We start from the raw sequence: 11696 nt of genomic DNA, 5'->3' as shown, positions 1-11696 counted from the left end.
AGACCAAAACTGTGACTCATAGCCTTTTGTTCGGCAGTTGAAACCTTTGGTGCCACAAAGGAGTCCGAAACCATGTGGTCACGAAGCGTCACGCCTGGAGCGAGGCGAGCTCCACGACGGTGATGTCGGAGGGCGCCCCGACCCGGACCGGCGGGCCCCAGGCGCCCGCGCCGCGTGTGACGTAGAGCTGGGTGTCGCCGTACCGGTCGAGTCCGGCGCTGGTGGGATTGGCCAGATCTGCCAGGTAGTTGCCCGGCCAGAGCTGGCCGCCGTGGGTGTGTCCGGAGAGCTGGAGGTCCACCCCGTGGGCGACGGCGTCATGGATGACGACGGGCTGGTGGGCGAGGAGGACGGCGGCGCGGGCGCGGTCGCGGTCGCCGAGGGCGCGGGCGAAGTCGGGGCCCTGCCCCTCGCTCTCACCGGCGACGTCGTTGACCCCGGCGAGGTCGAACCCGCCGATCTCGACCCGGGCGTTCTCCAGCGGGTGCAGGCCCAGTTCCCGCACCTTGTCGACCCAGGGAGCGGCACCGGAGTAGTACTCGTGGTTCCCGGTGACGAAGAAGCCGCCGTGCCGGGAGCGGAGCCCGGCGAGCGGTTCCGCGGCCGTTCCGAGGTCGGCGACGGTGCCGTCGACGAGATCCCCGACGACGGCGATCAGGTCCGGCTGGGTCCGGTTGACGGTGTCGACGATCCGCTGGGTGTGGGCGCGGCCGAGGATCGGGCCGAGGTGGATGTCGCTGACGACCGCGATCCGGAAGCCGTGCGCGGCTCGCGGCAGCTTGGCGAGGGGGACGGTGATCCGCTTGACGCGCGGCCCGCGCAGCACCCCGTAGGTGCCGTACCCGACCGTGCCGAGCCCGGCGACGGCGGCGGCCCCGCCGACGGCCCGCGCGACGAAGAGCCGCCTGCTGGGCAGTTCGGGGCGGGGCGGGGCGGGGGGCTCGGCGAGGAGGGTGGCGGGCCCCGCGGCCGGCGCCGCGGATTCCTGGCGGTCCGGCGAAGCGGTGGACCCGGCGACCGGCGCCGAAGGGTCCCGGCGGTCCGCCGGTTCCGCCCGCTCGGCAGTCCGTTCCTTCTTCGCCCGGGCCGCGAGCGCCCGGCGGAGCAGCGGCCGTACCGCCTCGCCCACCAGCAGCGCCAGCGTCAGGTACAGCACCGCCGCCAGCCACAGATAGCCCGGCCAGGCCAGCACCCGCTGGAGCCAGAAGGGCGCCCCCGCCCGCCCGGCGACCAGCGCGCCGACGCTCAGCAGGGGCAGCGCGTACGCCGCCACCGTGCCGATCCGGCGCGGGACGCTCCCCTGCGCCGTCGTGTCACCGACGAACCGGCGCCAGAGGTAGCGGTGGACCACGGCGAGCAGTGCGAGCACCACGACCACCATCACCGCGAGACCCGCCACTGCCATGTGTCCTCCAGTCGGTCGGCCGGCCGCCTCCGACGTACGGCCGGTCGGTGGTACGGCTCGTTACGCGCCTTCGCGGCGCAGCGCCTTGACGCCTCGGAACCCGATCACGCCGATGGCCGTCCCCAGAAGAAAGGACGTGATGGCGAGCAGCAGATGCACCCAGAAGTACGCAGTCGGGTCACCCGCGTCGTCGAAGGCGAGTCCGCTGCCGTCCTTCCACAGGTTCTTGACGAAAGTGATCCAGATGAACCAGCTCCACACCCCGAAGGCGAGCAGGAACCAGGAGACGGGGCGGCTGAGCTTCATGGCCCCAGTATCTCCGGGGCGTTCCGGCCGGGGTGGCCGGGGTGGGCCGTCCCGGCGTAACGTCCGGCGGTTCAAGCCATCCGGACGCATTTTCATATCTTCACCCTGTACGTTTCCGCTCGTGCCTGTTCTCAAGAAGACCGCCCTGATGGTCGCTTCCGCCGCCCTGCTGACCTCCTTCGCCGCGACCCCGGCATCGGCGGCCGGCAAGGACACCTCCAAGGACCAGCCGAAGCCGCCCTCGGGCATGTCCCAGGTCGGTGGCGAGCTGCTGGGCCGGGCCGGTACGCAGGTCGAGCTCGGGCCGGGCGCGCCGGTGCTGCCGAAGGAGCTCACGGGCAGGTCCTGGATCGTGGCGGACGCGGAGAACGGCGAGGTGCTCGCCGCGCACAACGCGCACTGGCGGCTGGCCCCCGCCTCCACGCTGAAGATGCTCTTCGCGGACACCGTGATGCCCTCGCTCCAGCCGAAGACCCTGAAGCACACCGTCACGGACGAGGAGCTGGCCGGGGTGGGCGAGGGCAGCAGCCTCGTCGGGATCAAGGAGAAGCTCACCTACACGGTCCACGACCTGTGGCTCGGGGTGTTCCTGCGCTCGGGCAACGACGCGGTGCACGTGCTGTCCTCGATGTACGGCGGCGTCCCCAAGACCGTGGACGCCATGCAGACGCACGCCGAGGAGCTCCAGGCCCTGGACACGAAGGTGGTCTCGCCCGACGGGTACGACGCGCCCGGCCAGGTCTCCAGCGCGTACGACCTGACGCTGTTCGCCCGCAGCGGGCTGCAGAAGGCGGACTTCCGGGAGTACTGCTCGACCGCCGAGGCGCAGTTCCCCGGCGAGATGAAGAAGAACGGCAAGCGCGAGACCTTCGCCATCCAGAACACCAACAAGCTGCTCACCGGCGCCGGCGGCGTCACCCCGTACAAGGGCATCGCCGGCGTCAAGAACGGCTACACGACGCAGGCCGGGAACACCTTCACCGGGGTCGCCGAGCGCGACGGCAAGGTGCTGCTCGTCACCGTCATGCACCCCTCGTCCGACAAGCCGCACGCCGTCTACGAGGAGGCCGCCGACCTCCTCGACTGGGGCTTCGGCGCGAGCGGCAAGGTCACCCCGGTCGGTGAACTGGTGGCCCCGAAGTCCGCCGACACCGGCTCCGGGACCGGCAAGGGCGCGACCGGCGAGCAGAGCAAGGGCGAGGCCACGGGCCAGAACGGTCCCGCGCAAAGCGGGTCGAAGACCGTGGCGGCCGAACAGGACGGGGGCGGCGTCGGGGTCGCGCTCGGCATCGCCGGGGGCGTCCTGGTGCTGCTGGCCGGCGGGGCGTTCCTGGTCAACCGGCGCTGGCCGCTGCCGGACCTGATGCGCCGCCGTTCCCACGACTGACGGACGGGGGCGCCGCCCGGTGGGCGCCCCCGCCACCGTCGCCGTCGCCGCTCCCACCGCCCTCGTTCCCGCCACCGCCGTCGCCGTCGCCGTCCTCGTCCCCGCCCTTCCCGGCGAGCTCGCGGCGGCTCGGTGTCGCGGTCCAGGCGGAGCAGTACAGCAGCAGCCGGGCCGAGAAGTTGATCCACAGCAGCAGCGCCACCGGCACCCCGAAGGCGCCGTACATGCTCTTCGCCGCCACGCCCCTGATGTAGCTGCCGAGCAGCAGCTTCAGCAGTTCGAAACAGACCGCGCCGATCGCCCCGGCCACCAGCAGCCTGCGCCGGGGCGGCTCGACGCCGGGCAGCAGCGTCAGCATGTAGAGCAGCAGCAGGAATCCGGCGAGCGCCGCCACCAGCAGCGCGGCCACCCGCAGCACCACCCCGCCCGCGCCCCGGTCCGAGATGCCCAGCAGCTCCGCCGCCCAGCCGACGGCGACCGAACCGACCGACGACACCGCGAAGGTGGCGAGCGCCGCCCCGCCCAGGCCCAGCAGCAGCCCCGCGTCCTTGAGCTTGCGCAGCACCGGATTGCCGAGGTCCACGTCGTCCAGGCCCCAGACGGCGCGCAGACAGTCGCGCATCGAGCCGATCCAGCCGATCCCGGTGAGGAGCAGCGCGGCACCGGCCACCAGCCCCACCGTGCCCGCGTGGGCCACCAGGTTCTCGATGCCGAGCTGGTCGGAGATGCCGGGCACCTGCTCGACGAGCCTGGCCTCGATCCGGTGCAGTTGCTCCGGGGTGAGCAGCGCGGCACCGATCGCCGCGCCGACCGCGATCAGCGGGAAGATCGCCAGGAAGCTGATGAAGGTGATCGCGGCGGCGAGCCTGGTCCAGTGGACCTGCTGGAGCCGGTCGAAGGAGCGCCAGACGTGTGTCGCCATCAGCCGGGTGACGATCGGCCCGATGACGGGGAGGTTTTTCAGCCAGTCCATGCCGTAACGCCTACCCTTCCGAACACGGAATACCGAACGCGGAGAACGGAATCAGCCCCCGGTCACCGTGCGGGCCGATCTTTCTTCGCTGCGCCATACCGGCGAGTGTTGTAACAAATACCTCAAAAGGGTTTTCCCGGGCGATACGGTCACCGTCATGTCCGTCGACACCGTGTCCCTGACCGGCTGGGGCCGTACCGCCCCGACGACCGCCCTGCGTTTCCGTCCGCGTTCGTACGAGGAGGCGGTGGCGACGGTCCGCGGCTGCGGGCCGCGCGGCTCCATCGCCCGGGGCCACGGCCGGGCCCACGGCGACGCGGCGCAGAACGCGGGCGGCTCCGTCCTCGACATGACCGCGCTGGACCGGGTCCGCACCATCGACGCGCGGTCCGGGGTGGTCGTCTGCGAGGCCGGGCTCGGCCTGCACCGGCTGGCCGAACTGCTGCTGCCGCTCGGCTGGTTCGTCCCGGCCGCGCCGGCCTCCCGCCGGGTGACGGTGGGCGGCGCGATCGGCTCCGACGCCCACGGGCTCGACCAGCACCTCGACGGCTCCTTCGCCCGGCACGTCCAGGAGCTGGAGCTGCTGACCGCCGGGGGCGAACTCCGTACGGTCCGGCCGGGCACCGACCTCTTCGACGCGACCACCGGCGGGCTGGGTCTGACCGGGGTGATCCTCTCGGCCACGCTCCGCTGCCGCCGGGTCGGCAGCCCCTGGCTCTCGGTCGACACCGAACGCGCCGTCGACCTGGACGACCTGCTGGCCCGGCTCTGCTCCGGGGACCACCGCTACCGCTACTCCTCCGCCTGGGTCGACCTCCACGCCCGGGGCCGGGCGACCGGGCGCGCCGTCCTCACCCGGGCGGAGCACGTCCCCCGCGACGCGCTCCCCGCGTACGCCCGGCGGGTGCCGCTCTCGTTCCGGCCCGGACCGCTGCCCGCCGGGTCCGCGCTCGTGCCCCGGGCGCTGCCCGGCGGCGGATCCGGAGGGGCCGGCGGAGGGCTGCTGAGCGAGGTCCGGTACCGCGCCGCGCCCCGGTACCGGGTCGGTGAACTCCAGCGGCTCGGCGCGTTCTTCCAGCCTCAGGACGGACCGCGGCGGTGGGGCGGGGGCCCCGGGCGCGCCGGATCGGTGCGGTACCAGTTCGTGGTCGGGCACGGCCGGGAGGAGGCGCTGCGCCGGATCGTGGGCCGGATCGCCCAGCGGCGCTGCCCGGCGTCCCACGCGGTGCTCAAGCGGCTGGGCCCGGGCGGCCCGGGGTGGCTGTCGTTCCCGGTGCCGGGGTGGACGCTCGCGTTCGACCTGCCGGCCGCGCTGCCCGGCCTGGACCGGTTCCTGGACGGGCTGGACGCGGAGGTGGCGGCGGCCGGCGGCCGGGTCTGCCTGGCGAAGGACTCCCGGCTGCGGCCGGAGCTGCTGGCGGCGATGTACCCGAGGCTGGCGGAGTTCCGGGAGCTGCGGTCCGAACTGGACCCGGGCGGCGCCTTCCGCTCCGACCTCTCGCGCCGCCTGTCGCTCTGACCCCCTCGCCGCGCCCCGTCCGTCCCGTGCCCCCGTCTCTTCGTCTCCCCTGCCCCCTCTGCCTCCCCCTCCTCCCCCTCTGCCTGCAAGGAGTGTTCCCGTGAAGGACGCCTTCGGAGCCCCGCAGTCCCTGCTCGTCCTCGGCGGCACCTCGGAGATCGCCCTGGCCACCGCCCGGCGGCTGGTCGCCCTGCGGACCCGTACGGTCCATCTGGCCGGGCGCCCCTCCCCCGCGCTCGACGCGGCCGCCGCCGATCTGCGGGCCCGCGGCGCGGACGTCCGCACGGTTGCCTTCGACGCCCTCGACTCCGCGTCCCACGAGGCCGTGCTCGGTGAGGTCTTCGCCGGGGGCGACATCGATCTGGTGCTCCTCGCCTTCGGCATCGCGGGCGACCAGGGGCGTGACGAGGAGGAACCCCTCGCCGCGGTGCGGGTCGCGCAGACGAACTACACCGGGGCGGTCTCCGCCGGGCTGGTGTGCGCCGGAGCGCTCCAGGCGCAGGGGCACGGCTCGCTGGTGGTGCTCTCCTCGGTGGCGGGCGAGCGGGTCCGCCGCGCCGACTTCATCTACGGGTCCAGCAAGGCGGGGCTGGACGCGTTCACCCAGGGGCTGGGGGACGCGCTGCACGGGACCGGGGTGCATGTGATGGTCGTACGCCCCGGCGCGCTCCGCCCGGAACCGGCCGCCGGGCCGGTGCCCGTACCGGTGCGGGCGGCGGGGTCCCCGCTGTCGGCCCCGGCCCGGTTCGCCGCCGCGCCCCTGGAGTCCTCGGCGCTCACCACGACCCCGGACGCGGTGGCGGAGGCCATCGTGACGGGGCTGCGGCGGCGCTCGGAGACGGTGTGGGTACCGGGCGCGCTCCGGGCGGTGATGTCGGCGCTGCGGCATGTGCCGCGCCCGCTGTTCCGGCGCCTGCCGCTGTAGCGCCGCGTGAGGCGCGCCCCCGGGCCGCGGGGTTTCAGCCGTGCAGCGAGGGCTCGTCCGCGCCGCAGCCGCTCTGCGCGGGCACCGCGGTACCCGCGCCGCCGGCGGTGAACGGGAAGTCGTTGATCTTCCGCCAGACGCTGTCCTCGCCCTGCTCGTACAGGGCGAAGGAGCCGCAGGTCCAGCTCGCCTCGTAGTCGGCGAGCTCCGCGTACGCCCGGTCCATCGCCGCCTCGGCGATGTCGTGCGCCACGGTCACGTGCGGGTGGTACGGGAACTGGAGCTCGCGCACCAGCGGCCCGGAGGCGTCCCGGACCCGCTTCTGCAGCCAGGAGCAGGCCGAGCCGCCCTCGACGACCTGCACGAAGACCACCGGCGAGAGGGGGCGGAAGGTCCCCGTACCGGAGAGCCGCATCGGGAACGGGCGGCCGGCCGTCGCGATCCGGGCGAGGTGCGCCTCGATCGCGGGCAGGTCGGCCGCCTGTGCCTCGGTGGGTGGGAGAAGGGTGACGTGGGTGGGAATGCCGTACGCGGCAGGATCCCCGAAGCTCGCGCGCCGCTCCTGGAGCAGGCTGCCGTAGGGCTCCGGGACCGCGATCGAAACGCCGAGCGTTACGGTCCCCACATCGTCCTCCTCATGCTCGCTGCACGATGGCCTGTTTTCGGCCACCGCCGACTTCCGTCGCCAGTGTGACGCCTGGGGCCGGGAAACCGCCAGGGTCGTTGGACTCTCCTCCGCCTCAGTGCTTCGCGGGCAGGAGCCCCATCCGGTCGTACGTCAGGGCCAGGGTCTCGGCCGCGACGGCACGGGCCTTCTCGGCTCCCTTGGCCAGGATCGAGTCCAGCGTCTCCGGGTCGTCCAGATATTCCTGCGTACGGGTCCGGAAGGGTGTGACGAACTCGACCACGGCCTCGGCGAGGTCGGTCTTGAGCGCACCGTAGCCCTTGCCCTCGTAGTTCTGCTCCAGATCCGCGATTCCGGTCCCGGTGAGTGTCGAGAGGATGGTCAGCAGATTGCTGACGCCGGGCTTCTCCGCACGGTCGAAGCGGATCACCGTGTCGGTGTCGGTGACGGCGCTCTTCACCTTCTTGGCGGTGGCCTTCGGCTCGTCCAGAAGGTTGATCAGACCCTTCGGGGTCGGCGCCGACTTGCTCATCTTCGACGACGGGTCCTGGAGGTCGTAGATCTTCGCCGTCTCCTTCAGGATGTACGGGTCCGGCACGGTGAACGTGGAGCCGTAGCTGCCGTTGAACCGCTCGGCGAGGTCCCGGGTCAGCTCCAGGTGCTGGCGCTGGTCCTCACCGACCGGGACCTGGTCGGCCTGGTACAGCAGGATGTCGGCCACCATCAGCATCGGGTACGTGAAGAGGCCGACCGTGGTGCGGTCGGCGCCCTGCTTGCCGGACTTGTCCTTGAACTGCGTCATCCGCGACGCCTCGCCGAAGCCGGTCAGGCAGTTCATGACCCAGCCGAGCTGGGCGTGCTCGGGGACGTGGCTCTGGACGAAGAGGGTGCAGCGCTCCGGGTCGAGACCGGCGGCGAGGAGCTGGGCGACGGCGAGCCGGGTGTTGGCCCGCAGCTCCGCGGGGTCCTGCGGGACGGTGATCGCGTGCAGGTCGACGACCATGTAGAAGGCGTCGTGGGTTTCCTGCAGCGCCACCCACTGGCGGACCGCGCCGAGGTAGTTGCCGAGGTGGAAAGAGCCTGCGGTGGGCTGGATTCCGGAGAGCACGCGGGGGCGTTCAGAGGCCATGGGCCCATTGTCTCAGGTGCGGGCGGCAGCCCCCGACCGGCCCGGCACGCCGGTGTCCGCTGGTTCCCGGCCCGCCTGGCGCGCCGGTGTCCGCAGGTTTCCCGGCCCCGGATCCGACCGACGATACAAAGTGGGCACCACCCCGCCCCGCACCATCCGCCCCGCCCCACGACGAACGGAGACCCCGTGTCGAGCACGGAAACCGCCATCGCCTCCGCCGAGGCGCACAGCGCGCACAACTACCATCCGCTGCCCGTCGTCGTCGCGTCGGCGGACGGGGCCTGGATGACCGATGTCGAGGGCCGCCGCTACCTGGACATGCTGGCCGGATACTCGGCGCTCAACTTCGGCCACGGCAACCGGCGCCTGATCGACGCGGCCAAGGCCCAGCTGGACCGGGTGACGCTCACCTCCCGCGCCTTCCACCACGACCGGTTCGCCGACTTCTGCACCCGCCTGGCCGAGCTGTGCGGCATGGAGGCGGTGCTGCCGATGAACACCGGCGCGGAGGCCGTGGAGACCGCCGTGAAGACGGCCCGCAAGTGGGGCTACCGGGTGAAGGGCGTCCCGGACGGCATGGCGAAGATCATCGTCGCCGCCAACAACTTCCACGGCCGGACGACGACCGTCATCAGCTTCTCCACCGACCCGGAGGCCCGGGAGGACTTCGGCCCCTACACGCCGGGGTTCGAGATCGTGCCGTACGGGGACCTCACGGCGCTGCGCGGGGCGATGACGGAGAACACCGTGGCGGTGCTCATGGAGCCGATCCAGGGCGAGGCCGGGGTGCTGGTGCCGCCACCGGGCTACCTCGCGGGGGTGCGCGAGCTCACCCGCGAGCGGAACGTGCTGTTCGTCGCCGACGAGATCCAGTCCGGGCTGGGCCGGACCGGGAAGACCTTCGCCTGTGAGCACGAGGGCGTCGTGCCGGACATGTACGTGCTCGGCAAGGCGCTGGGCGGCGGGGTGGTCCCGGTGTCGGCGGTGGTCTCCTCCCGGGAGGTGCTCGGCGTGTTCCGGCCGGGCGAGCACGGCTCGACCTTCGGCGGCAACCCGCTGGCCTGCGCGGTCGCGCTGGAGGTCATCGCGATGCTGGACACCGGCGAGTACCAGGAGCGGGCCGCCGAGCTGGGCGAGCACCTGCACCGGGAGCTGGGGCTGCTGGTGAGCGGCGGCACGGTGACGGAGGTGCGCGGCCGGGGGCTGTGGGCCGGCGTCGACATCGCCCCCGACCTGGGCACCGGCCGGGAGATCTCGGAGCGGCTGATGGAGCGCGGGGTGCTGGTCAAGGACACCCACGGCTCGACGATCCGGATCGCCCCGCCCCTGATGATCAGCAAGGAGGACCTGGACTGGGGGCTGGAGCAGCTGCGCGCGGTGCTGCGCGGCTGAGCGGCCGCGCGGGGCCGGTCCCGGACCGGTCCCGCCCTGTCGCGCGGGCGCGGCCGGCTGGCAGACTCCGGCCCGTGAGACCTGATCCGACACTGCTGCGGGAGCTGGTCGACGCCTCGCCCGGCTTCGGCCGCCGCGCCGTCCCCGCCCCGCCGTCCGAGGAGCTGATCGGGGCGGCGGAGGCGCGGGTCGGCCCGCTGCCGCCGTCGTACCGCTGGTGGCTGTCCGCGTACGGGCACGGGCGGGCCGGGCGCGCGGAGATCGCTTCGATCGGGCCCGCCGACGCCCACGAGTCGCTCACCGCTCCCTGGCGGCTGGACGGCGACCGGCTGTGCTTCGCGGCCGAACCGGACGGCGGTGACGCCTACCACTTCGCCCTCGGCCGGACGGGCGAGGCCGGGCCCGGCGAGTACCCGGTGGTCGTGCGGGACGGCATGGACGGGGAGGAGTACCCGTTCGCGGAGTCCTTCGCCGGGTTCCTGGCCGTCCGGGCGGCGCTGCTGCGCGGGCTGCGGGAGGGGCCCAACCCGTCGGTCGCCCGGCTGTGGCGGTCGACGCCGGGCGTCCTTCTCGACAACGGCGTCCACCTCTACGGCCCGCACTCCCTGCCCGAGCGCAACGAGACCTTCGAGGTGGCCCGGTACGCGCCCGGCTGGACGCTGGTCGGGGACGACAGCGGGGGCGACGGCCTGCTCATGCGCCACCACGGCCGCGACCGGGCCTCCGTGCACCGGCTCGGCCTCGGCGCGATCAGCGGCGACGTCACCGGGGCGGGCGAGCGGGTGACGGACGACCTGGCCGGCTGGCTCCGGGCGGGCGCGCCGCTCGGCTGACCCGCCCGGCCGGGGCGCTCTCAGAGGATGACGTGCGGCAGGAAGCGGGCGTACGCGTCGGTGACCGGGCCGGCCGATTCACGGATACCGAGACCGGCCGCCTCGTCCTCCACGACCCAGGCGCCGAGCACGACTCGGTTGCCGTCGAAGTCGGGCAGCGGCGCGAGTTGCTGGTAGCAGCACGGCTCGTCCCGGAGCACGGCGGGCGCGCCCGGCTCGTGGAGCGTGACCCCGGCGCCCTCGCGGCCGAGCAGCGGCTTGGCCGCGTACCCGCCCGCTCCGGCCAGCTCGCGGGGGCCGTCCAGGTAGGAGGGCAGCAGGTTCGGGTGGCCGGGGTAGAGCTCCCAGAGGATCGCCAGCAGCGCCTTGTTGGACAGCAGCATCTTCCAGGCGGGCTCGATCCAGCAGGTGGTGCCGGTGCCGCCGCCGTTGTCGAGGGTGTCCAGCACCCGGGGGCCGAACCGGTCGGTCGCCAGCCACTCCCACGGGTACAGCTTGAAGCAGCTGCGGACGAAGCGGAGCCGCTCGTCGACGAACCGCCCGCTCAGCCGGTCCCAGCCGATCGCCTCGATGGCGAGCGCCTCCGTGTCGAGGCCGGCCTGCTCGGCGGTCTCCCGGAGATAGGCGACGGTCATCAGGTCCTCGCCCGACTCGTCGCCCTCGGTGTGCACGAAGTGGACCGGGCCGGGCGGCAGCAGGGGCGCCTGTCGCCGCCAGGCCGCGACGAGCCGTTCGTGGAGCGAGTTCCACTGGTCGGCGCCCGGGAAGCGGTCCTCCATCCAGAACCACTGGGCGCTCGCCGCCTCCACCAGGGAGGTGGGGGTGTCCGCGTTGTACTCCAGCATCTTCGCCGGGCCGCCGCCGTCGTAGCAGAGGTCGAACCTGCCGTACAGCGACGGCAGTCGGTCCCGGCAGTGCCAGGAGCGGGCGACCAGGTCGGCCAGGCGGCGGTCGGTGATGCCGAGTTCGGCGAACCGGTCCTCCGCGACGATGTGGCCGGCGGCGGCCAGGCACATGGCGTGGAGCTCCTCGACGACCTCCTCCAGGGCCTCGACCTCGGCCGGCGGGAAGACGTAGTAGGCGCTCTCGTCCCAGTACGGCCGGAGCGAGCCGTCCGGGTAGCGGGTGAGCGGGAAGACGACCCCCTGCTCCTCCACCGTCCGCTGCCAGTCGGGGCGGGGCTGCGTGGTGCGGCGTTCCAT

The 11696-nt window shown here is 73.2% G+C and carries 11 protein-coding genes; 5 read left to right on the top strand and 6 right to left on the bottom strand.

What is annotated here, in order from left to right:
- Positions 1 to 88 precede the first annotated feature (88 nt).
- Both ACF08W_RS11460 and ACF08W_RS11455 read right to left on the bottom strand, forming a co-directional pair.
- A complete protein-coding gene (locus ACF08W_RS11460) occupies positions 89 to 1405 on the bottom strand; it encodes a metallophosphoesterase (RefSeq protein WP_392279130.1) in 1317 nt (438 codons plus the stop codon).
- A 60-nt stretch (positions 1406 to 1465) separates the two neighbouring features.
- Positions 1466 to 1711, bottom strand: coding sequence for an SCO4848 family membrane protein (locus ACF08W_RS11455; RefSeq protein ID WP_385208481.1), 246 nt, complete (start codon positions 1709 to 1711; stop codon positions 1466 to 1468).
- A gap of 121 nt (positions 1712 to 1832) precedes the next feature.
- Between ACF08W_RS11455 and ACF08W_RS11450 the strand changes: the two genes are divergently transcribed.
- Positions 1833 to 3098 (top strand): D-alanyl-D-alanine carboxypeptidase family protein, encoded by a 1266-nt coding sequence (locus ACF08W_RS11450; RefSeq protein WP_385208479.1) that lies wholly within the window; start codon positions 1833 to 1835, stop codon positions 3096 to 3098.
- On the opposite strand, the gene ACF08W_RS11445 is transcribed toward ACF08W_RS11450, so the two are convergent.
- Complete coding sequence (locus ACF08W_RS11445; RefSeq protein WP_392279129.1) at positions 3046 to 4071, bottom strand: YihY/virulence factor BrkB family protein; 1026 nt, start codon at positions 4069 to 4071, stop codon at positions 3046 to 3048. The genes ACF08W_RS11450 and ACF08W_RS11445 overlap by 53 nt on opposite strands.
- A gap of 157 nt (positions 4072 to 4228) precedes the next feature.
- On the opposite strand from ACF08W_RS11445, the gene ACF08W_RS11440 reads away from it, so the two are divergent.
- A complete protein-coding gene (locus ACF08W_RS11440; RefSeq protein ID WP_392279128.1) occupies positions 4229 to 5590 on the top strand; it encodes an FAD-binding protein in 1362 nt (453 codons plus the stop codon).
- A 100-nt stretch (positions 5591 to 5690) separates the two neighbouring features.
- A complete protein-coding gene (locus tag ACF08W_RS11435) occupies positions 5691 to 6515 on the top strand; it encodes a decaprenylphospho-beta-D-erythro-pentofuranosid-2-ulose 2-reductase (RefSeq protein WP_385208470.1) in 825 nt (274 codons plus the stop codon).
- A 34-nt stretch (positions 6516 to 6549) separates the two neighbouring features.
- Here ACF08W_RS11435 and ACF08W_RS11430 read toward each other — a convergent pair whose 3' ends face one another.
- Both ACF08W_RS11430 and trpS read right to left on the bottom strand, forming a co-directional pair.
- Positions 6550 to 7140, bottom strand: a complete 591-nt coding sequence (locus ACF08W_RS11430) for a 2'-5' RNA ligase family protein (RefSeq protein ID WP_352273540.1) — start codon at positions 7138 to 7140, stop codon at positions 6550 to 6552.
- 115 nt (positions 7141 to 7255) lie between these two features.
- Positions 7256 to 8269 carry a tryptophan--tRNA ligase gene (gene trpS, locus ACF08W_RS11425; RefSeq protein WP_352273541.1) on the bottom strand — a complete coding sequence of 338 codons (1014 nt, stop codon included), beginning with the start codon at positions 8267 to 8269 and terminating at the stop codon, positions 7256 to 7258.
- Positions 8270 to 8455: 186 nt separating this feature from the next.
- On the opposite strand from trpS, the gene rocD reads away from it, so the two are divergent.
- Together rocD and ACF08W_RS11415 are read left to right on the top strand one after the other, a co-directional pair.
- On the top strand, positions 8456 to 9661 hold the full coding sequence (gene rocD / locus ACF08W_RS11420; protein ID WP_392279127.1) for an ornithine--oxo-acid transaminase: 1206 nt from the start codon (positions 8456 to 8458) through the stop codon (positions 9659 to 9661).
- Between the two features lie 74 nt (positions 9662 to 9735).
- On the top strand, positions 9736 to 10494 hold the full coding sequence (locus tag ACF08W_RS11415) for an SMI1/KNR4 family protein (protein WP_392279126.1): 759 nt from the start codon (positions 9736 to 9738) through the stop codon (positions 10492 to 10494).
- A gap of 20 nt (positions 10495 to 10514) precedes the next feature.
- Here the strand turns inward: ACF08W_RS11415 and ACF08W_RS11410 are convergent, their stop codons facing one another.
- Complete coding sequence (locus tag ACF08W_RS11410) at positions 10515 to 11696, bottom strand: glutathionylspermidine synthase family protein (RefSeq protein ID WP_385208459.1); 1182 nt, start codon at positions 11694 to 11696, stop codon at positions 10515 to 10517.

Origin of the sequence: Streptomyces sp. NPDC015144 (genome assembly GCF_043079735.1) — a bacterium.
Taxonomy (GTDB): domain Bacteria; phylum Actinomycetota; class Actinomycetes; order Streptomycetales; family Streptomycetaceae; genus Streptomyces.
This window is presented reverse-complemented; position numbering and strand designations above follow the sequence as displayed.